The organism is Catellatospora sp. NPDC049111, from assembly GCF_040648615.1.
Classification (GTDB): Bacteria; Actinomycetota; Actinomycetes; order Mycobacteriales; family Micromonosporaceae; genus Catellatospora; species Catellatospora aurea.
Map to the genome: position 1 here is coordinate 90695 of NZ_JBEZEB010000010.1, position 18702 is coordinate 109396.

General features: G+C 72.8%; 17 protein-coding genes and 1 pseudogene. 4 read left to right on the forward strand and 14 right to left on the reverse strand.

Annotation, left to right across the window (positions count from 1 at the left end):
• Positions 1–13 precede the first annotated feature (13 nt).
• From AB0B66_RS16990 to AB0B66_RS17020, 7 genes are all read right to left on the reverse strand, one after another.
• Entirely contained in the window at positions 14–1291 is a 1278-nt protein-coding gene (locus AB0B66_RS16990) for a hypothetical protein (protein ID WP_360529872.1), read from the reverse strand.
• A gap of 20 nt (positions 1292–1311) precedes the next feature.
• On the reverse strand, positions 1312–2589 hold the full coding sequence (locus AB0B66_RS16995) for a PQQ-binding-like beta-propeller repeat protein (protein WP_360529875.1): 1278 nt from the start codon (positions 2587–2589) through the stop codon (positions 1312–1314).
• Entirely contained in the window at positions 2586–3884 is a 1299-nt protein-coding gene (locus AB0B66_RS17000) for a hypothetical protein (RefSeq protein WP_360529878.1), read from the reverse strand. Before AB0B66_RS17000 ends, AB0B66_RS16995 begins: the two co-directional genes overlap by 4 nt.
• Positions 3881–5188 (reverse strand): hypothetical protein, encoded by a 1308-nt coding sequence (locus tag AB0B66_RS17005; RefSeq protein WP_360529881.1) that lies wholly within the window; start codon positions 5186–5188, stop codon positions 3881–3883. Before AB0B66_RS17005 ends, AB0B66_RS17000 begins: the two co-directional genes overlap by 4 nt.
• A 114-nt stretch (positions 5189–5302) precedes the next feature.
• Positions 5303–7240 carry a 1-deoxy-D-xylulose-5-phosphate synthase gene (gene dxs / locus AB0B66_RS17010; RefSeq protein WP_360529884.1) on the reverse strand — a complete coding sequence of 646 codons (1938 nt, stop codon included), beginning with the start codon at positions 7238–7240 and terminating at the stop codon, positions 5303–5305.
• A 165-nt stretch (positions 7241–7405) separates the two neighbouring features.
• Positions 7406–8611: a TRAM domain-containing protein gene (locus AB0B66_RS17015; RefSeq protein ID WP_360529887.1), complete on the reverse strand. Its 1206-nt coding sequence runs from the start codon at positions 8609–8611 to the stop codon at positions 7406–7408.
• Complete coding sequence (locus AB0B66_RS17020) at positions 8611–10617, reverse strand: APC family permease (RefSeq protein WP_360529890.1); 2007 nt, start codon at positions 10615–10617, stop codon at positions 8611–8613. Before AB0B66_RS17020 ends, AB0B66_RS17015 begins: the two co-directional genes overlap by 1 nt.
• 153 nt (positions 10618–10770) lie before the next feature.
• Here AB0B66_RS17020 and AB0B66_RS17025 point away from each other — a divergent pair, with 153 nt between their 5' ends.
• Both AB0B66_RS17025 and AB0B66_RS17030 read left to right on the forward strand, forming a co-directional pair.
• Positions 10771–11433 carry a TrkA family potassium uptake protein gene (locus tag AB0B66_RS17025; RefSeq protein ID WP_360529893.1) on the forward strand — a complete coding sequence of 221 codons (663 nt, stop codon included), beginning with the start codon at positions 10771–10773 and terminating at the stop codon, positions 11431–11433.
• A gap of 11 nt (positions 11434–11444) precedes the next feature.
• Positions 11445–12137, forward strand: a complete 693-nt coding sequence (locus AB0B66_RS17030) for a TrkA family potassium uptake protein (RefSeq protein WP_120318650.1) — start codon at positions 11445–11447, stop codon at positions 12135–12137.
• A 156-nt stretch (positions 12138–12293) separates the two neighbouring features.
• On the opposite strand, the gene AB0B66_RS17035 is transcribed toward AB0B66_RS17030, so the two are convergent.
• The 4 genes and pseudogenes from AB0B66_RS17035 to dut form a co-directional block, all read right to left on the reverse strand.
• Positions 12294–12995 (reverse strand): DUF3159 domain-containing protein, encoded by a 702-nt coding sequence (locus tag AB0B66_RS17035; protein ID WP_360529896.1) that lies wholly within the window; start codon positions 12993–12995, stop codon positions 12294–12296.
• Between the two features lie 31 nt (positions 12996–13026).
• Positions 13027–13416: an OB-fold nucleic acid binding domain-containing protein gene (locus tag AB0B66_RS17040; RefSeq protein ID WP_360529899.1), complete on the reverse strand. Its 390-nt coding sequence runs from the start codon at positions 13414–13416 to the stop codon at positions 13027–13029.
• A gap of 413 nt (positions 13417–13829) precedes the next feature.
• A pseudogene (locus tag AB0B66_RS17045) lies at positions 13830–14546 on the reverse strand (DUF3710 domain-containing protein); the annotation flags it as partial.
• Positions 14547–14555: 9 nt separating this feature from the next.
• Positions 14556–15011: a dUTP diphosphatase gene (gene dut / locus AB0B66_RS17050; RefSeq protein ID WP_360529902.1), complete on the reverse strand. Its 456-nt coding sequence runs from the start codon at positions 15009–15011 to the stop codon at positions 14556–14558.
• 181 nt (positions 15012–15192) lie between these two features.
• On the opposite strand from dut, the gene AB0B66_RS17055 reads away from it, so the two are divergent.
• The gene (locus AB0B66_RS17055) at positions 15193–15636 is read left to right on the forward strand and encodes a DUF3093 domain-containing protein (protein WP_360529905.1); all 444 of its coding nucleotides are present in this window, start codon (positions 15193–15195) and stop codon (positions 15634–15636) included.
• On the opposite strand, the gene AB0B66_RS17060 is transcribed toward AB0B66_RS17055, so the two are convergent.
• Together AB0B66_RS17060 and AB0B66_RS17065 are read right to left on the reverse strand one after the other, a co-directional pair.
• Positions 15619–16461: a hypothetical protein gene (locus AB0B66_RS17060; protein ID WP_360529907.1), complete on the reverse strand. Its 843-nt coding sequence runs from the start codon at positions 16459–16461 to the stop codon at positions 15619–15621. The genes AB0B66_RS17055 and AB0B66_RS17060 overlap by 18 nt on opposite strands.
• 181 nt (positions 16462–16642) lie before the next feature.
• Positions 16643–16939, reverse strand: coding sequence for a DUF4193 domain-containing protein (locus AB0B66_RS17065; protein WP_155372233.1), 297 nt, complete (start codon positions 16937–16939; stop codon positions 16643–16645).
• 343 nt (positions 16940–17282) lie between these two features.
• Between AB0B66_RS17065 and AB0B66_RS17070 the strand changes: the two genes are divergently transcribed.
• A complete protein-coding gene (locus tag AB0B66_RS17070; protein ID WP_360529910.1) occupies positions 17283–17813 on the forward strand; it encodes a LytR C-terminal domain-containing protein in 531 nt (176 codons plus the stop codon).
• Between the two features lie 79 nt (positions 17814–17892).
• On the opposite strand, the gene AB0B66_RS17075 is transcribed toward AB0B66_RS17070, so the two are convergent.
• Positions 17893–18693 (reverse strand): inositol monophosphatase family protein, encoded by an 801-nt coding sequence (locus AB0B66_RS17075; RefSeq protein WP_360529913.1) that lies wholly within the window; start codon positions 18691–18693, stop codon positions 17893–17895.
• Positions 18694–18702: the final 9 nt, after the last annotated feature.

The window sequence follows — 18702 nt, forward strand, 5'->3', positions numbered from 1 at the left end:
CGCGCGGCCCGCGTCAGTCCGTGAGGCGGTAGACGTCCAGGCCGATCAGGGACTGGCAGACCAGCGTCGCGCCGCCCAGCCAGCACCGGTCCAGGGTGATCCCGCCGGTGCCGACCAGCCGGACCCGGTCCGGCCGGGCCATGTCGACCACCCCGAACCAGGTCCGGTCGCCGTCGGTCCGGGTCAGCACCAGCCTGCTGCCGTCGGTCCCGGCCGGTGTCCAGCCGTCCAGCCGCAGCAGCTCCGCCCCGGTGGTGACGTCGCGCAGCACACCGGACAGCGGGCGCTCGTCGGTGCCGGTGAGCACCCGGCCCGGCCCGAGCGGGGTGAACCCGCCGACCTGCCCCTGCCAGCGCACCGCGCCGTCGGCGGGGTCGAGCAGCCACACCTCGTCCGCCGCGCTGGCGCAGACCAGGGGCGAGCAGGCGGTCAGGTAGACGTGGCGGCTGTCGAACGTCGGCGCGACGTCCCACGCCGTCTCCAGCGTGGGCAGCCGCAGCGCGGCGACCCGCCGCCGCCCGTCGCGCTCGTACGCCACCACCGCCAGGCCGCCGACCACCTGCAAACCGCTCGCCCGCGGTGGCAGCGGGTGAGCGGCACTCAGCCCTCCGTCGAGGCCGACCATGCGCACCCGGTCGCCGTCACGGGTGTCGACCAGCACCGCCCCGGCGAGCTGCCCGTCGACCAGGTGCGGGGCGAGCCAGAATGATGTGTCGAGGGTGCGCCGCCACAGCCGCCGCCCGGTCGCCACGTCCCAGCCGCCGTACCAGTCGAGCGCGGCGGTCATGCCGACCAGCACCGCGGTCGCGCCGCCGGGTCCCACGCCCAGCAGGTACGCCCGCTCCTGCCACAGCCGCGCCCCGGTCGCCGGGTCCAGCCCGTACGTGGTCCACGGCTCGGCCGCCGCGGCGCTGTCGAGCACTGTCACCAGCAGGGTTGTGCCGACCTGCCGGGCTTCGTGCACCTCGGTGGAGTCGCCGTCCAGCGGCAGCCGCCAGCGCTGCGTGCCGTCGCCGCCGACGGCGACCAGGCTCCGGGCGGCCTCCCCGCGGTGCATCGCCAGCACCAGGTCGCCCGCGAACACCACCGGCGCGGCGAGCGGAGGCTCGAGCTGGGTGACCCAGCGCAGCGGCACGGCGGGCGGCGGCGCGGACCCACCGCAGGCCAGCAGCCCGGCGAGCGCCACGGTCAGCAGCGCCAGGGCCCGCCGACCCGACCGGGACAGCCGCGGCCCGTCGTCCGGCTCATCGGCGAGCCCGCGCGGATCGCCGAGGTCGATGAGCACGGTCACCCTGCCTCCCCCAGGCCCGATCAGTCGCGCAGCCGCCAGAGGATCGCCTGGCCGCCATAGCGTGTGCAGAGCAGGGTCCGCTGCTCGAACGCACACCGTTGCACATCACCGGGCAGCTGCGCCAGGATCTCGGGCCCGTCCGGGCCGAGCCGGGCCACCTGCAGCACCTTGCCCTTCTCCACCAGCCGCACCAGCACCGTGACCGGCACCTGCTGCCACAGCACCTCCCAGCCGGCGACGTCGGTCGTCAGGCCGGTGCCGAGGTCGATCAGCGTGCGCGGGCGCAGGCCCAGCCCGCCGTCCATGTCGCCCTCGCGGTCGAAGATGAACAGGTGGGAGCCTCTGGACAGATACGACTCGGTGGTCAACCGGCGCACCACCGTGCCGGTCGCCCGGTCGATCACCTCCAGGCCCCGGTCCGAGTCGGACGTCCGTACGCATCGCAGCAGCGCACCGCAGTCGACACCCCACCCGTCCGGCGCGGGGCGGGGCAGCTCCGCCAGCGTCGTCCCGTCGAACCAGGCCACCCGATGGCCGGCGTCGGTGGTGTAGCCGACGGCGAGCTCACCACCGCCGGCGAACGCGGAATCGACCGTCGCGGGCAACCGCACCCTGCCGCTGCGCAGCACCCGGCCGTCGCGCCCGGCGTACGCCGTCACCAGCCCGTCCGGGCTCACCGTCCAGGCTGTTCCGCCCTTGTCGTCGAACGCGGCGTTCACCGCGTCCGGCATGGTCCAGAGCCGGGCTCCGGTCCGCAGGTCGTGGACCTGGATCGCGGGCGCGCCGTTCGTCGCGTACACCGATCCCATGGTGTACACGGTGTCGCCCGCCGGCACCATCAGCTGCTGGATCCGCCACAGTTCGGTCCCGGTGGCGAGGTCGAGCGCGACGCTGAACTCCGCTCCGCTCCCGTCCGACTGCGCGATAACGGCGACGTCGGGCACCGCGGGCGAGACCACGATGTTGCTCATCTCGGGCCGGTCCGGCAGCTCCACGCTCCAGCGAGGCGCACCGTCGGCCAGCTCGTACGCGGTGAGTCGGCCCTGCCCGCGCAGCAGCACCGCTCCCCCGGCGAACACCAGGTCGGTGGCCCGCGCGTCGGCCACCGACACCCGAGCCACCTCGACCAGGCCCACCGTTGGCGGGGCCGCGCCGCCGAGCGCGAGCGGCAGCACCGCGGCCAGCGCCAGCGCGGCGGCCCGCAGGCGGCGGCCCGTCGCACCGGGTTCGGGCAGTGGTTCGCGCCAGCCGCCGCCCAGGTCGATGACCGCTTCCGGTCCCTGCGACACGGTGTTCATGGCAGCTCCTCCCCGATACGCCAGATGACGACCTCGCCGGACGTCGTGGTGCAGACCGCCGCCCGTGGCACGGTGGCGCACTGCACCAGCCCGTGCGGCTCCCGGCCGAGCGGGCGCAGTCCGTCGGCGGTCAGCTCGGCGACGTGGGTGCCGAACGGATCATGATCCCTGTGTCCGAAGAGCCGGGCCACCTGGCCCGTCGCGGACAGGACGCGCCAGCCCGCCACGTCGGTGCGCAGCCGGCCGCTCACCGGTTCCAGCCGGCCGCTGACGTCGCTCCCGACGCTGCTGTCCGCGAACACCAGCAGGCCCGCATCACTTCCGAGGTGCGCCGTGCCCGGCAGGGACCGGATCGGCGTGCCGGTGGCGCTGTCGATCAGGAAGGGCGTCGCCTGGCCGGCCGGATAGGCGCACGAGGTTCCGGCTCCGCAGTCGTACTCGCCGATCCACCGGTGCTCCGCGCCGACGGCGGCCAGCCCGTCCCGGGCGTACCACCGCACCCCGGCGACCTGTTCGAACCCGTCGGCGTCGACCCGGTACCCGAAAACACCGACCGCGTCGCGGCTGGTCAGGACGGCCCGCCGCGTGCCGTCGGGCAGCCCGACCCTCGCCCTGCGGCGCACCTCGCCCGTAGCGAGATCGTGCTCCACCAGCTGCCCGTCCCCGGCCAGCTCCCACAGCCCCGAACCCCAGGCGTCCACGGCGAACGACCGGGCCGGCACGCGCCAGCGCAACGCGTACGTCGCCGGATCGCGCACCTCGACCGCCGGGCGTTGCGGGTCGCCGGAGTACGCGAGCAGCAGGCCGCCGACCGGCTGCAGGTAGGCCTGCGCGCGCCAGCGCACCTGTCCGGTGATCCGGTCCACGGCCACCGCCTCGTTCGAGGCGTACTGCGGCTCCGTCGACGACTCGCCCTCCGGTGTGGACATTCCCAGCACGAGCAGGCCACCGGCGTCGTGGATGGAGTCCACCACGCGCGGCAGGCTCCAGCGCGGCCGGCCGTCGGCCGCGTCGTACGCCGTGATCGCGTCGTGGGTCTGCACCAGCAGCGTGTCGGTGCCGGCCGGGGCGAGCAGGAACGCCTGCGGCTCGGCCCACCGGGCCAGCTCGGTCAGCCGGGCCGGCGGCCGTGGCCGGTCCGCAGTCACGGTGAGGGCGAGCAGCGCGAGGCAGAGCGCAGCGGCGGGCACGGTCCAACGGCGACGCGGCGACGGTCGCTCGGCCGGATCGGCGGCCCAGCCCTCACCGAGATCGATCACGGCGGTGCCGGTCGGCCCGAACCCGGTCGTGGTCACCGCTGATCCTCGTCGACCCGCAGCACCACGATCTCCCCCGCCATCGTGGCGCAGACCAGCGTCCGCCCGGTCAGCGTGCACTCCCGCAGCAGGTACGGCACCGCCCCGAGGCGCACCGCCTCCCGCTCGGTCAGCTCCGCCAGGTACGTGCGCCGGTTCGGCAGATCGTAGTAGCCGAGCATGCGTACGAGATCGTCGTCGACCCCGAGCACCCGCCAGCCCTTCAGCCCGGTTCGCAGCTGCCCGGTCTGCGGATCGAGCACCCCGCTGACCGTCGGCACGCTGAACTCGGTCTGGCCGTCCTGGCCGTCCTGGCCGAGCACCAGCGGGCCCAGCGGGCTGCCGGCCGTCTGCCCGGCGGGCAGGGTCCGCAGGACACCGCCGGTGGCCGGATCGACCAGGAACACCTGCTCGCCGTCGAAGGTGTGCGCGCAGCGCAGGCCGCGCCCGCAGTCCTGCTCCCAGGCCCACTGGCCGGCCGCGCTCACCGCGGTGAGGTCGGTCGCGGAGTACCAGAGCGTCGTGCCGCGTACCCAGCCGCCGTCGCCGATCCCGGTGAGGCCCACCGCGTCGCGGCCGAGCATCAGGTTCAGGTACCGGCTCGGCTCGGGAAGCCGCACCCGGGCCGCCCGGCGCACCGCTCCCGTGCGCAGGTCGTGCTCCACCAGTTCCCGGTCCGGGGCGATCCGCCACAGCGCCGACCGGCGTGAGTCGACCGTCCAGCTCAGCGCGGCAGGCACGCGCCAGCGCACCCCGCCGGTGCGCGTGTCGCGCACCTCGATGTCCGGCACCACGGCGGCGGGCTCATAGGCGACCATGACGTCGCCGCGCACCTCGACCTGCCGCTCGCTGCTCCAGCGCCGCTGCCCGGTCGCCCGGTCCACGGCCAGCGCCCATTCGGGCTTCTCCTCGGCCGGCTCGTTCATCGCGTCGCCGCGGAACAGCACCACCAGGTCCTCGTACGCGACCGCGTGGACGAGCGCGGACTCCTGGACCGACCACAGCTCGTGCCAGTCGCGCGGGTCGTAGGCCACCGCGCGCTGGTTCTCGAACACCATGACGAGCGCGTCGTCGACCACCCACGTGCTACCCGTCGACGAGGGAAGGAAAGCCAGCGTGGACACCCGTTGCCGGGGGAACGGATCAGCCGCGGTCACCCCGGTCAGCACCGCCGCCACCGCCAGCACCGCCGCCAGCAGGCGCACCCGCCCGGTCGCGACCACCGGCCCGGCGGGCTCGTCGGACTCGTCGGCCGGCAGCACCCCGAGGTCGATGACCGTGCCGCCGTCCGGCTCACGCACCACGCCCGCACCGCCTCACGTGTCCGTCCACCGGCTCCGCGTGCTCAGACGCGCCGAAGCCGCCGACGGGTTGTCGTCGGCGGCTTCGGTCACGCGGTAAGGACCACGCGGTACGGGTCAGCCGCGCACCGAGGTCGCGAGCGGGGCCGGGGCGGCGGGCGTCACCGCGGCGGCCCACTTGGTCACCTTCTCGGTGATCTCCGGGACGGTGAGCCCGATCTCGGCGAGGATCTCGGCGCGGGTGCCGTGCTCGATCCACGTCGACGGCACGCCCAGGTCGCGCAGCGGCACGTCCACCTCGTTGTCGCGCAGCAGCTTGGAGACCGCGTCGCCGACACCGCCGGCCCGCACGCCGTCCTCCAGCGTCACCACCAGCTTGTGCTCGCGGGCCAGCGGCACCAGGTCCACCGGGGCCGGGCGCACCCAGCGCGGGTCGACCACGGTCACGCCGTAGCCGCGCTCCGCGAGCTTCGCGGCGACCTGCACCGACAGGTGCGCGAACGCGCCGACCGACACCAGCAGCACGTCCTTGCGCTCGGCCTCGGCCAGCACGTCGAGGCCGCCCAGGCCGTCGGAGCCGCCGACGCGGCGCAACGCGGGCAGCGCCGCGGGCACCGAACCGGTCGGGAAGCGCACGATGGTCGGGCCGTCGGAGATGCCGATCGCCTCACGCAGCTCCTCGCGCAGCGTCTCGGCGTCGCGCGGCGCGGCGATGCGCAGGCCCGGCACGACGCCGAACACCGACATGTCCCAGATGCCGTAGTGGCTCGGGCCGTCGGGGCCGGTGATGCCCGCCCGGTCCAGCACGAACGTGACCGGCAGCTTGTGCAGCGCCACGTCGAGCAGGACCTGGTCGAAGGCCCGGTTGAGGAAGGTCGCGTAGATGGCGACCACGGGGTGCAGGCCGGCCAGCGCCAGGCCCGCGGCCGAGGTGGTCGCGTGCTGCTCGGCGATGCCCACGTCGTACGCCCGGTCCGGGTACGCCGCGGCGAGCCGGTCGATGCCGGTTGACTCGGGCATCGCGGCGGTGATGCCGACGACGTCGGGCCGCTCGCCCGCGATCTCGACCAGCTCCTCCGCGAACACCTTGGTCCACTTGAGGCTGGGCGCGGCCAGCAGCTTGCCGGTCTCCGGGTCGAACGCGCTCGGCGCGTGGAAGCGGTCGGCCTCGTCGTTGAGGGCCGGCTGGTAGCCGTAGCCCTTCGCGGTGACCGCGTGCACGATCACCGGACCGCCGAAACGGCGGGCGCGGCCCAGCGCCGACTCCAGCGCGGCCTGGTCGTGCCCGTCCACCGGCCCGATGTACTTCAGGCCCAGGTCCTCGAACATCGCCTGCGGGGCGACCGCGTCCTTGATGCCCTTCTTGACCGCGTGCAGGGCGTCGAACAGCGGCTTGCCGACCAGCGGGGTCTTCTCCAGCGCGTCCTTGACCAGGTCCAGGACCTTCTCGTAGCCCGGGTTCAGGCGCAGCGTGGCGAGGTGGTCGGCCAGGCCGCCGATGGTCGGGGCGTACGAGCGGCCGTTGTCGTTGACGATGATCACCAGCGGGTTGTCCGTGGCGGCGATGTTGTTCAGCGCCTCCCAGCACATGCCGCCGGTCAGCGCGCCGTCGCCGACGACCGCGACCACGTGGCGCTTCTCGCCGCGCAGGGCGTAGCCCTTGGCCATGCCGTCGGCGTAGGAGAGCGCGGTCGAGGCGTGGCAGTTCTCGACCAGGTCGTGCTCGCTCTCGGCCTGGTTCGGGTAGCCGGTGAGGCCGCCGCGCTGGCGCAGCTGGTCGAAGCCGTCCATCCGGCCGGTGACCATCTTGTGCACGTACGCCTGGTGGCCGGTGTCGAAGATGAAGCGGTCGGCCGGGGAGTCGAAGACCCGGTGCATGGCCAGGGTGAGTTCCACCACACCGAGGTTCGGCCCGATGTGCCCGCCGGTCCGCGCGACCTTGGCGATCAGGAAGTCGCGGATCTCGGCCGCCAGGCCGGTCAGCTGCTCCGGGGACAGCGTCTTGAGGTCCTGCGGCCCTTTGACCGAGCTCAGCAGGGTCACACCCTCGTTCATGACTTCTCCTCGCTGCCGTACCGCACAGCACTCCGGTGGGGGTGCCTCACGTTCCGCTTACCCATGCCGGGGAAGTCTATCGGCCGCACGCACGGCCGCTCACCCGCTCGCCACCCCTTCACGAGACCTTCACTCACTCCTGGCCGCCGCCTGGGCGACACCATGTCACTCCCCCGGGTTCAGCAGCGCGACACATTCCACGTGGTGCGTCTGCGGGAAGCAGTCGTAGGCCCGCAGGGCCGTCAGCTTCCAGCCTTGCTCGCGGAACGTGCGCACGTCACGGCCCAGGGCCGCCGGGTCGCAGGCGACGTACGCCACCGCTCGGGGCCGGGCTGCGGTGATCGCCTTGACGACGGCCGCGCCGGCTCCGGTGCGCGGCGGGTCCAGCACCACCACGTCGGGGTGCGGCAGCCGCTCCTTGGGCCGCCGGTCGCGGTGCAGGGCCCGCTCCACGGTCGCCTCGACGACCCGCACCGGCAGGGCGGCCAGGTTGCCCCGGGACGCCGCGACGCCGTCGCGTGCCGACTCGACCAGGGTCACCGCGCCGGTCACCCCGACCCGGTCGGCCAGGGCGGCGGCGAACAGGCCGGCGCCGCCGTACAGGTCCCAGGCGTGCTCGCCGGGGCGCGGGTCCAGCAGCTCCAGCACCGCGTCGACCAGCGTGTCCGCGGCAGCCGGGTGCACCTGCCAGAAGCCGCCCGCGGAGATCGTGAAGTCGTGCCCGGCGGCCCGCTCGACGATCCGCTGCGGCGGGTCCTGGACCAGCTGCGCCGGGGCGCTCGACGGCTTGACCACGTCGATCAGGTCGGTGTCCGGCCAGCGCCGCTCCAGCACGTCGAGCGCCTGGATCTCCGGGTGCGCGATCCGGCAGCGGCCGATCGCCACCACCTCGTTGGAGCGGTGCTTGAGCAGGCCCGGCCGACCCAGCGCGTCCGCCCGGTAGCGGACCCTGGTGCGCCAGCCCTCGTCCCCGCCGGGCAGCTCCGCGACCGTCACACCCAGCGCGTCCACCGCGGCCTCGGCCAGCTTGCCCAGGCGGACGAGCTGCTCGCGCACCACGGCCGCCTTCCACTCCCGCTGCGCCGGGGACGCGACATGCTGCAGGTCGCAGCCTCCGCAGCCGTTCGCGTGGGCGTACGGGCAGCGCGGGGTGATCCGGTCCGGGGACGCCTGCAGCACCTCGACGCAGTCGCCGCGCAGGTAGGCCTTGTGCAGCTCGGTGATCTCCACGACCACCCGCTCACCGGGCAGCGCGTGCCGCACGAAGATCACCTGACCCTCGTGCCGGGCCACGCAGTGGCCGCCGTGCGCGATCGGCCCGACGGTCACCTCGACCTTGTCGCCCTCGTAGAGCTCGGTCACGGCGGCCATCAGACGTCCTCACCGGCGCGCGGGCCGCGAGCCGGGGTGCGCACCAGGTCGCGGTCCAGTCGGTCCAGGTCGGTGCTGTTGGTGGAGGCCAGCTGCCAGGGCACGCTGGTGACCATCACGCCCGGCTCGTACAACAGCCGGCCCTTGATGCGCAGCGCGGACTGGTTGTGCAGGAGGTGCTCCCACCACCGGCCCACCACGTACTCGGGGATGTAGACGGTCACCACGTCGCGCGGCGAGGCCCGGCGCAGCGACTTCACGTAGTCGATGATGGGCCGGCTGATCTCCCGGTAGGGCGAGTCGACCACGGTCAGCGGGGTGTTGATGCCCCGGCGCTCCCACTCGGCCTGGATGGCCCGGGTGTCCGCGACGTCCACGTTGACGGTCAGCGCGGTCAGCGTGTCCGGCCGGGTCGCCTTCGCGTACGCCAGCGCCCGCATGGTCGGCAGGTGCAGCTTGCTGACCAGCACGATGGCGTGGTTGCGGGCCGGCAGCACCGGCCGCTCCTCCGACGGCACCAGCTCGCGGGCCACCGTGTCGTAGTGCTTGCGGATACCCACCATGATCGCGTAGATCACCGCCATCGCCGCGATCGAGATCCACGCCCCGTGGGTGAACTTCGTCGCCAGCACCAGGATCAGCACGAAGCCGGTCAGCACCGCTCCGAAGCCGTTGATCGCCCGCGCCCGCTGCATCCGGCGGCGGGCCGACACGTCGCGCTCGGTGCGCAGCAGCCGGTTCCAGTGCCGCAGCATGCCGATCTGCGACAGCGTGAACGACACGAACACCCCGACGATGTACAGCTGGATCAGCCGGGTGGTCTCCGCCTGGAACGCGATGACCAGCACCGCCGCGAAGAAGGCCAGCAGCAGGATGCCGTTGGAGAAGGCCAGCCGGTCGCCGCGGGTGTGCAGCTGGCGCGGCAGGTAGCGGTCCTGCGCCAGGATCGAGCCCAGCACCGGGAAACCGTTGAACGCGGTATTGGCGGCCAGCACCAGGATGAGCGCGGTCATCGCGATCACCAGGTAGAAGCCCGGCGGGAAGTGGTCGAAGATGGTCTCGGCGAGCTGCGCGGTGACGGTCGGCTGCTCGTAGCTCGGGCCGGCCCCCACGATCTGCTCGGCCGGGCTCTCCACGTACTGCAGGCCGGTCTTGAGGCTCAGCGCCACGATCGAGACCAGCATGATGATCGACAGCAGGCCCAGCATCAGCAGCGTGGTGGCGGCGTTCTTGCTCTTGGGCGGCTTGAACGCGGGCACACCGTTGGAGATGGCCTCGACACCGGTCAGCGCCGCACAGCCCGAGGAGAACGCCCGCACCAGCAGGAAGGCGAAGGCGAAGCTCGTACCGACCTGCAGGCCGTGCTCGGGCAGGATGGTCAGGTCCGCGCTCGGGGCCTTCAGGTCCTCGCCCAGCACGAAGATCCGGACGACGCCCCAGCCGATCAGGCCGAGCATGGCGAGCATGAACAGGTAGGTCGGGATCGCGAACATGAAGCCCGACTCGCGCAGGCCGCGCAGGTTCAGCGCGGCCAGCAGCGCGATCAGCAGCACCGCGGTGATCACCTCGTGCTGGCGGATCAGCGGGATCGCGGACCCCAGGTTCTCCACGCCCGACGAGATCGACACCGCCACCGTGAGCACGTAGTCCACCAGCAGCGCGCTGGCCACCGCCAGGCCCGACTTGGACCCCAGGTTGACCGTGGCGACCTCGTAGTCCCCACCGCCGGACGGGTAGGCGTGCACGTTCTGCCGGTAGCTCGCGACGACGGTCAGCATCACCACCACGACCGCCAGCGCCACCCACGGGGAGTACGCGTAGGCGGCCGCGCCCGCGATCGACAGGGTCAGCAGGATCTCACCCGGCGCGTAGGCCACGCTGGACAGCGCGTCCGAAGCGAAGATCGGCAGAGCGAGGCGCTTGGGCAGCAGGGTGTGCTGCAGTCGGTCGGAACGGAACGGCCTGCCGAGCAGTAGACGCTTCAGCAGGGAGGTAGGGCTCGCCACATGTGGGAGCCTACGACGCCCGGGCGCGAAGGCACGTGGCACTCTGATGTCGCGCGCCGTACGCGCGCATGGCAGGCTGGGCGAAGGTGGCAGTCCTGGGCGCACCGCACCGCTTTCTGTCACGGGCCAGGACACCGGTCGGGAGGGCGTGACGTGCACGTTGTGATCATGGGGTGCGGCCGGGTCGGCTCGACGCTGGCGCACAGCCTGGAGGCGCGCGGGCACTCCGTCTCGATCATCGATCAGGACGCCGACGCGTTCCGCCGGCTATCCCCCGATTTCGCGGGCACCACGGTCACCGGCGTCGGCTTCGACCGCGAGGTCCTCGTCCAGGCCGGCATCGAACGGGCCGACGCCTTCGCGGCGGTGTCCAGCGGCGACAACTCCAACATCATCTCCGCGCGGCTGGCGCGCGAGACGTTCGGCGTGCAGCGCGTCGTGGCCCGCATCTACGACCAGCGCCGCGCCGAGGTGTACGAGCGGCTGGGCATCCCCACCGTGGCGACCGTGCGCTGGACCGCCGACCGCATCGTGCGGCACTTGGTGCCCGAGGGCGCCACCGAGCTGTACCGCGACCCCACCAGCACCGTCGCCATCATCGAGACCCCGGTGAACCCGGCCTGGATCGGCCACCCGCTGCACGCGCTGGAGGAGGCGACCGGCACCCGCACCGCCTTCCTGATGCGTTTCGGGCTCGGCACGCTGACCACCGCGTCGACCGTGCTGCAGGACGGCGACCAGGTGTTCATGCTGGTCACGGACGACATCGCGGAAACCGTCACCAAGATCGCCGCCGCGCCGCCGGCCGCGGCCTAGGAGGAGTCACCATGCGGGTCGCCATCGCCGGGGCGGGCAACGTCGGGCGCTCCATCGCCCAGGAGCTCATCGAGAACGGCCACCAGGTCATGCTGCTGGAGCGCCAGCCGCGCATGCTGCGCCCCGAGCGGGTGCCCGCCGCGGACTGGGTGCTCGCCGACGCCTGCGAGCTGTCCAGCCTCCAGGAGATCAACCTCGCCGCCTGCGACGTGGTCGTCGCCGCCACCGGCGACGACAAGGTCAACCTGGTGGTGTCGCTGCTGGCCAAGACCGAGTTCGCGGTGCCGCGCGTGGTCGCCCGGGTCAACCGGGCCGAGAACGAGTGGCTGTTCACCGAGCAGTGGGGCGTGGACGTCTCCGTCTCCAAACCACGCGTCATGGCGGCCCTGGTCGAGGAGGCGGTGACGGTCGGCGACCTGGTCCGGCTGATGACCTTCCGGCACGGCGAGGCCAACCTCGTGGAGATCACCCTGCCCGAGGACGCCCCGCACGTGGGCCTGCCGATCCGCTCCATCCCGCTGCCGCCGGACAGCGCCCTGGTCGCCATCGTGCGCGGCCGCCGCGTACTCACCCCGACCCCCGACGACCCGGTCGAGGCCGGCGACGAGCTGGTCTTCGTCTGCACGGTCGAGGTCGAAGAGCAGGTCCGCTCGGTCATGCTCGGCGCCGACAGCGTCGAGAAGACCCGCTCCCGCCGCCGCTGACCCACTATCGGCCGGCACGGCCCGCCCCGCTTTTCACAGACGTTGGCCTATCTCATCGAAAAACTCGCGATCGGAGTCGATGAGATAGGCCAACGTCTATAACGATCGGGCGGCACTGGGCGCCGGTGGGTGCCGTTCGGGAAGTGCGGAGGATGATCAGGCTGGCTGGGGCGCGTCCCGGCGGACGCGGCGGACGACGCCGAAGCTGATCACCACGAGCAGGGCGAACAGCGGCGTGCCCATCACGATGCGGGCGATGCCGAGGGCGGTGCCCTGCTCGGTCATCCACAGCCCGCCCTGGACGGCGACCTTGATCGCGAACACCACCGCCCACAGCGCGGTCAGCTGGGAGAAGACGCGTACCAGCCGGTTGTCCTCGCGCCAGTCGTTGCGCCCGCCGTTGGCGATCACCGACCAGAACCAGCCCACCATCGGGTGGCGCAGCGCGATCGAGCCCAGCAGGATCACGATCTGGCCCATGGTGATCCAGATGCCCGGCAGGTAGAAGTCGACCTCCTTGCCGGAGTCCCAAGCCATCCAGGCCCCCAGCCCGATGCCGAACAGTCCGTTCAGCGCGAAGCGCACGGGCCGCTTCTGGATCAGCCGCACCACCGCCACGCCGATCGCCACCGCCGCCGACGCGCCGATGGCGAACTGCAGCGCGGTGCGCGAGTCCTCGGCCGGGAACCAGAAGCCCAGCACGATGTTGGTCAGCACGAACACGATGACCGGGATGGCCGCCTCGGTCATCCCGCGCCAGCCGCCCAGCTGCTGCGCCACCTGCTCGGCGAACGGCGGGAGCTGCTCGGGATCCTCCTCGGCCACGGCACGATTACGGTCGGTGACAGGATCGCTCATGACTGCTCCTCGCTGCGTGCGGATCGCTCGCTCACGCGGCCGCTTCCAGCTCGTAGTAAGGGTTGTAGATGACCTTGCGACCGTCGCGTACGGCGACGCGACCGCGCACGTGCAGCCCGCGCCCCGGCTCGATGCCGTTGATGTGCCGGCGGCCCAGGAACACCAGGGTGATCAGGTCCGTGCCGTCATAGAGGTCGGCTTCCAGGGTGGGCAGGTTGGTGCGCGGCGTGTAGACGACCGTGCGCAGCCGGCCGCTGACGTTGACGAGATCGCCGCGGTGCACGGTGTCCGCGCAGACGCAGCCCGCGAGTTCGGTGTCCCGGCGCAGCTCCTCCGACTCGAGTTCGGAGTCGGTGGCGGTGAGCCGGTGGAGCATGCCACGCAGCCCCTTGTGCCGTGATCGGGCGTCGTCGGTCGACATGACCTGCTTCATCCTTCCCCGCCGGGGCGAGGTCCCCGAGCGGCGCGTAACAGCCAGCCTACTGCGGGGCGACCCGGCTGGGGACACCCCGGCCCGAACATGGGACAGCCCCGGGCGCGCCGCCGTCGCAGCGGTGCGGCCGGGGCCGGCCTGGGTCAGTCGCGGCGCGGGCGCGGGGAGGGCTTGCGCCGCGGCGCGTCGCCCGGAGCGGGGGCCGCGCCGCCGCTGCCGCCCGCCGGTGCGATCGAGCCGAACGGCGTCGGCGCGGGCGTCGGCGGCACCCGGCCCGGCACCAGCCGGCTGCCGGAGCCGTCGTACGGGTCGCCGCCGTAGGCTCCGTCGCCGTACTGCGTCTGGCGGGGCTGCTCGACGGGCGGTTCGGGCTGGTTCTGCGCGGCCTGCCGGGCGGCGGCCTCCTCGGCCATGTTCGGCGGCAGGCGCAGCGGCAGCGCCTCCCGGACCGGGCGGGCGGTGTCGTCGCGGCGGACCGCCAGGCCGGTCAGCACCAGCGTGAGCGGACCGGCCTCGGTGACGTCGACCGCCGCCGGGCCCTGGAACACGGCGCGGACCATCCAGCGCGGGCCGTCGACCCCGATGAAGCGCAGGTCGTTGAACCCCTCGGGGGTGCGGATGCGGGCGCGCAGCTCGATGCCCCAGCGCCCGTTCACCTCCTCGGCGCCGACTCCGTCGGCGAACAGGGACTTGCGGATCTCCTCGCGCACCTCGTCCCAGATGCCCTCGGTGCGCGGCGCCGCGAAGACGCCGAGCTGGAGCGCGTTGGGGCCGTGCACGAGCGCGATCTGCTGGATCAGGCCCTGCTCGCCGGCCTGCACCCGGATCTCGACCCCGTCGACCGCGGGCAGCAGCAGGCTGCCCAGGTCCAGGCGGGGCGCGTCGGGCGCGTCCGAGAAGTCGTACGGGCCGTCGTCGCCGAAGATCGACGCCTCGGCGGGGAACTGGGAGCCGTTCGTGCCGTTGGCGGACTTCGCGGCGGGGGTGTCAGCCTCGTCGGGCTGCCAGTCCTCGCCGAGCAGCGCGGCGCGCCGGGCGGCGCGGGCGTCCACGAACTTCGGCTCCTCGGCCTTGGCGTGCCGGCCACCGCTGGCCGCACGTCGTCGCGAGAAGATCACTGTTCCTCCTCATTTCCCCGTCGAGCCGTGCCCACCGGTGCCCCGTACGGAGTCCGGCAGTTCGGCGACGTCGTGGAAGTGTGCCCGCTCCACCCGCTGCACGACAAGTTGCGCGATGCGGTCGCCGCGAGAGATCTTGGCGGTGTTCGTCCGGTCGTGGTTGATCAGCTGAACCAGGATCTCGCCCCGGTAGCCCGCGTCGACGGTGCCGGGAGCGTTGAGCACGGTCACCCCCATTTTCGCCGCCAGACCGGACCGGGGGTGGACCAATCCGACGAACCCGTCCGGCAGGGCGATGGCCACGCCCGTGGGCACCAGCCGGTGCTCGCCTGGGGCGAGCACGACGTCCTCGGCCGCGTGCAGGTCCGCGCCCGCGTCACCCGGGTGGGCGTACGACGGCGGCGGCAGGTCCGGGTCGAGCCGGCGGATCGGCACCACGACGGGTGGGGTCGCAGGGGGATACAACGGTCAAACCTCCGGGGGAAAGTGACTGACGCGCGCCCGTGACGGGGAGCTGCGTCTCCTTGCCTCTATCCTGCCGCGCCCGGTGGACCCGGCGGGCCCTACCCTCGATGCTGTGACACATCCAGGCAGCGGCACGGCATCCTCAGGCACAACGGCGACAGGGGGTGGCGCGGCACGGCTTGTGCTCAGTCACACCGAGCGCCTGTCCGTGCCGTGGTGGCTGTGGCTGCCGTCTTTGCTGGTCGGAGCGGTGTTGGCCGCTCAGGTCGGATTGGGTGCCGCCGGACCGCGCGGCTGGGTGGCGTACCCGGTGGTGCTGACCCTGGTCGCCGTCGGCCTGTGGCGGCTGGGCCGGATCCGGATCAGCGTGACGGAGGACGAGTTCCTGGTGGACGACGCCCGGCTGCCGCTGCGCCACGTGGCGCAGGCGATCCCGCTGGACGCCGCCACCAAGCGCGAGCTGCTCGGGCCGAGCGCCGACCCGATGGCGTTCGTGATCCAGCGGCCGTGGGTCCCCGGCGCCGTGCAGGTGGTGCTCGACGACCCCGACGACGTCACGCCGTACTGGGTGATCAGCAGCCGCCGGCCCGAGGACCTGGCCCGCGCGCTACGCCGCGTCGGCTGACCCGGGCGGCAGCGCCGGACCGCGCCGCTGCCGGCGCAGATCGTTGCGGATGTCGTCGCCGAGCCGGCGGGTGGCCTTGCGGTTGAGGTAGCTGGCGATGGCCGCGCCGGTGAGCAGCGGCCCGAGCGTGGTCAGGTTGCGCCCGAACCGCTTGAGGATCATGTCGCGCAGCTGCTTGCGGGTGGCCGTGCCGAGCACCGTGGCCGCGGCCGCGCCGGGCAGCATCGGGCTGATGCCCCGGTGGCTGGCCCAGCCCTGCATCAGGCTGACCGCCCGCTGGGTCGGCGTGCCCACCACCGGCTGGCCGTACACCTCGTGCAGCTCCCCGATGAGCTTGAGCTCGATGCCGACCACACCGACCGTCTCGGTCGCCAGCAGGACCGGCGTGGACAGCAGGGTGGGCGGCACCGCCCACTCGATGGAGGCCATGCCGCCGCCGACCGCGCCGACGCCCGCCGCCGCGCGGGCCGCGTTGCGGATCAGGCGCTCGGCCAGCGCCTCGTCGTCCAGCCCCGGGTAGTGCCGCCGCAGCGTCTCCAGGCTGCGCACCGGCACGTGCGGGGCCAGGTCGGAGACCGCCTCGGTGATCCAGTTGATCGCCTTGCGCGGCATGAACACTTCTTTGACGCCACGCTCGCGCAGGCCCACCAGCATCCGCCCGAGCAGCTTGCGCCGCCCCGCCTTGTCCAGGTCCTCGTCGGCGAGTCCCGCCACGGCCAGGGCCAGCTCGTCGGGTTTACCCGCGGCGGCGCCGGGTGCGGCAGGGCCCGACACGCCGGTCGATGACTCAGCGTCGCCGGGCACCTGGTCGGGGCTCGTGGTCATGGCTGGCTCCTGTCGGCTGAGACGGCATCCGGTCCACGACGGTCGTCGGGCCCGCTGCGGACCCGGACCGCGTGCGGCACGCCGCATCCGTTGCGGCGTGCCTCGATCCGTGTACCCAGATGTTCTGCGCCATCTCACCCCATCGCGTCAAGCCCCGGAAGTGCCCGGACGGCTCACGCGCTCAGGCGCACTCGCGGCAGATCGGCTCGCCGTTGCGCTCGCCTGCCAGCTGGCTGCGGTGATGCACCAGGAAGCACCGCGAGCAGCGGAACTCGTCGGCCTGCATCGGCACGACCTTCACCGTGAGCTCCTCGTCGGCCAGGTCGCCGCCGGGCAGTTCGAAGTTCTCGGCGAGGTCGGTCTCATCCACGTCCACGCTGCCCGACTGTGTGTCGACACGCCGGGCCTTCAGCTCCTCGAGGCTGTCCTCACCGAGGTCGGCCTCGTCACGGCGCGGGGCGTCGTAGTCGGTGGCCATCGATTGTCACACTCCCAATTTGTGTACTCGTCCGTCATGCGCGCGCTCGTTGTCACTCTCAACGAGCGCGGTACTTTAGCGCGCCCGTGTGGGAGTTGTACGCTCCCGCACACGAAGTTGTTCCCGATGTGACTGAGCAGACAGCGTCATGGGGCCGTCGGGTCAGGCGAGACCAAGGTAGGGGCAGCCGCCCGCCGATCACGGTCGGCGCGCCGGGAACGTACGGCCAATTCCGGCCGTCTGTCGGGTCGCGGCCCCCGGCGGGCCGGTCAACCGATAACCTCTGGCCCATGCCGTCAAAGTGGCGGCAGCGGACCTCTGGCTCACGGGGAGCGGCACCGAGATGCAACTAGCACGAATTCGGGCGATCGCCATCATCAGCACCCTGGCGATCATCGGTATCACCCTCGCCGTGATCACGCTCAATCGTGACACGCAGAGCGAGGCTCCGGTGGCCAAGAGCTGCCCCGCGGGCTGGGTGCCCGTCGACGACACGCTGCCCGACTCCGAGAGTCAGGTCAAGATCAACGTCTACAACGCCACGAGCACCCCGGATCTCGCCCGCAACGTCGCCGCGGACTTCACCAACCGCAAGTTCAAGGTGGAGAAGACGGGCAACGAGAAGAAGGCCCAGCCGGACATCGTCGCCGAGCTGCGCTACGGCCCGAAGACGGTCGGCGCGGCCCAGCTGCTGAAGGCCTACTTCCTCAACGACGTCGAGCCGGTGTTCGACATCAAGCGCGAGAACGACACCATCGACGTGATCATCGGCGGGCAGTTCAAGCAGCTCGCCACGCCCACCGAGATGCGCCAGGCGGTCGCCGCGCTGGGTCGGCCCGAGCTGCCCGAAGGCACCTGCGCCGAGAAGCCCTGACCTGCCGCCCTCCTCGTGAGCCGAGGCCCGGCCCCACCATGTGGTGCCGGGCCTCGCCCGTCCCGGATGGCGTTGAGGGCTACGGCCCGCCGTCCGCGTCGAGTTCGGTGAGCAGGGCCTCCAACGGGGCGTGCAGGGCCGGTGGGGCCGCCAGGACCATCCGGCCCCCGGCGGGGCGGCCGGACAGGCCGGTGACCAGCAGGCCCGCCTCGCGGGCGATCAGGCCGCCGGCGGCCAGGTCCCACTCGGCCAGGCCCTTCTCGTAGTAGGCGTCCAGCATGCCCTCGGCGGCCGCGCACAGGTCCAGCGCCGCCGCGCCCATCCGCCGGATGTCGCGCACCTGCGGCAGCACGTGCGCCACCACCGCCGCCTGGTGGGCCCGCCGCTCCCGGGCGTACGCGAAGCCCGTGCCGACCAGCGACAAGGCCAGCTCGGTGGCCGACGAGCCGGTCAGCCGCCGCCCGTCCCGCCACGCCCCATGGCCCCGTGCGGCCGTCCAGGCCTCCCCTGTCGCGGCGTTGCGCACCACCCCCGCCACGACCTCCCCGTCCACCTCCGCGGCGATCGACACGGCGTACTGGGCCAGCCCGTAGAGGTAGTTCACGGTGCCGTCGATCGGGTCGACGATCCAGCGGACCCGGCTCTCCCCGGCAATTCCCGCGCCGCCGTACTCCTCGCCGAGTACCGTGTCACCCGGGCGCCGCGCCGCCAGCGCGGCGATCACCTGTTGCTCGACCGCGCGGTCCGCGGCCGTCACGACGTCCGTGGCCGTGGATTTCGTGCCGACATCGGTGATCGCCTCGTTACGCATACGGCGGGCGGTGTCGGCCGCGTCAGCGGCCACCTGTACCGCGATATCCAGCAGTTCCAGCTCGTTCACGACCGTCCT

Coding starts and splice junctions, on each gene's coding strand:
- AB0B66_RS16995 (WP_360529875.1), bottom strand. CDS start 2,589: ATGAACACCGTGTCGCAGGGACCGGAAGCGGTCATCGACCTGGGCGGC.
- dxs (WP_360529884.1), bottom strand. CDS start 7,240: ATGAACGAGGGTGTGACCCTGCTGAGCTCGGTCAAAGGGCCGCAGGAC.
- AB0B66_RS17015 (WP_360529887.1), bottom strand. CDS start 8,611: ATGGCCGCCGTGACCGAGCTCTACGAGGGCGACAAGGTCGAGGTGACC.
- AB0B66_RS17030 (WP_120318650.1), top strand. CDS start 11,445: ATGCGGGTCGCCATCGCCGGGGCGGGCAACGTCGGGCGCTCCATCGCC.
- AB0B66_RS17035 (WP_360529896.1), bottom strand. CDS start 12,995: ATGAGCGATCCTGTCACCGACCGTAATCGTGCCGTGGCCGAGGAGGAT.
- AB0B66_RS17040 (WP_360529899.1), bottom strand. CDS start 13,416: ATGTCGACCGACGACGCCCGATCACGGCACAAGGGGCTGCGTGGCATG.
- AB0B66_RS17060 (WP_360529907.1), bottom strand. CDS start 16,461: ATGACCACGAGCCCCGACCAGGTGCCCGGCGACGCTGAGTCATCGACC.
- AB0B66_RS17065 (WP_155372233.1), bottom strand. CDS start 16,939: ATGGCCACCGACTACGACGCCCCGCGCCGTGACGAGGCCGACCTCGGT.
- AB0B66_RS17070 (WP_360529910.1), top strand. CDS start 17,283: ATGCAACTAGCACGAATTCGGGCGATCGCCATCATCAGCACCCTGGCG.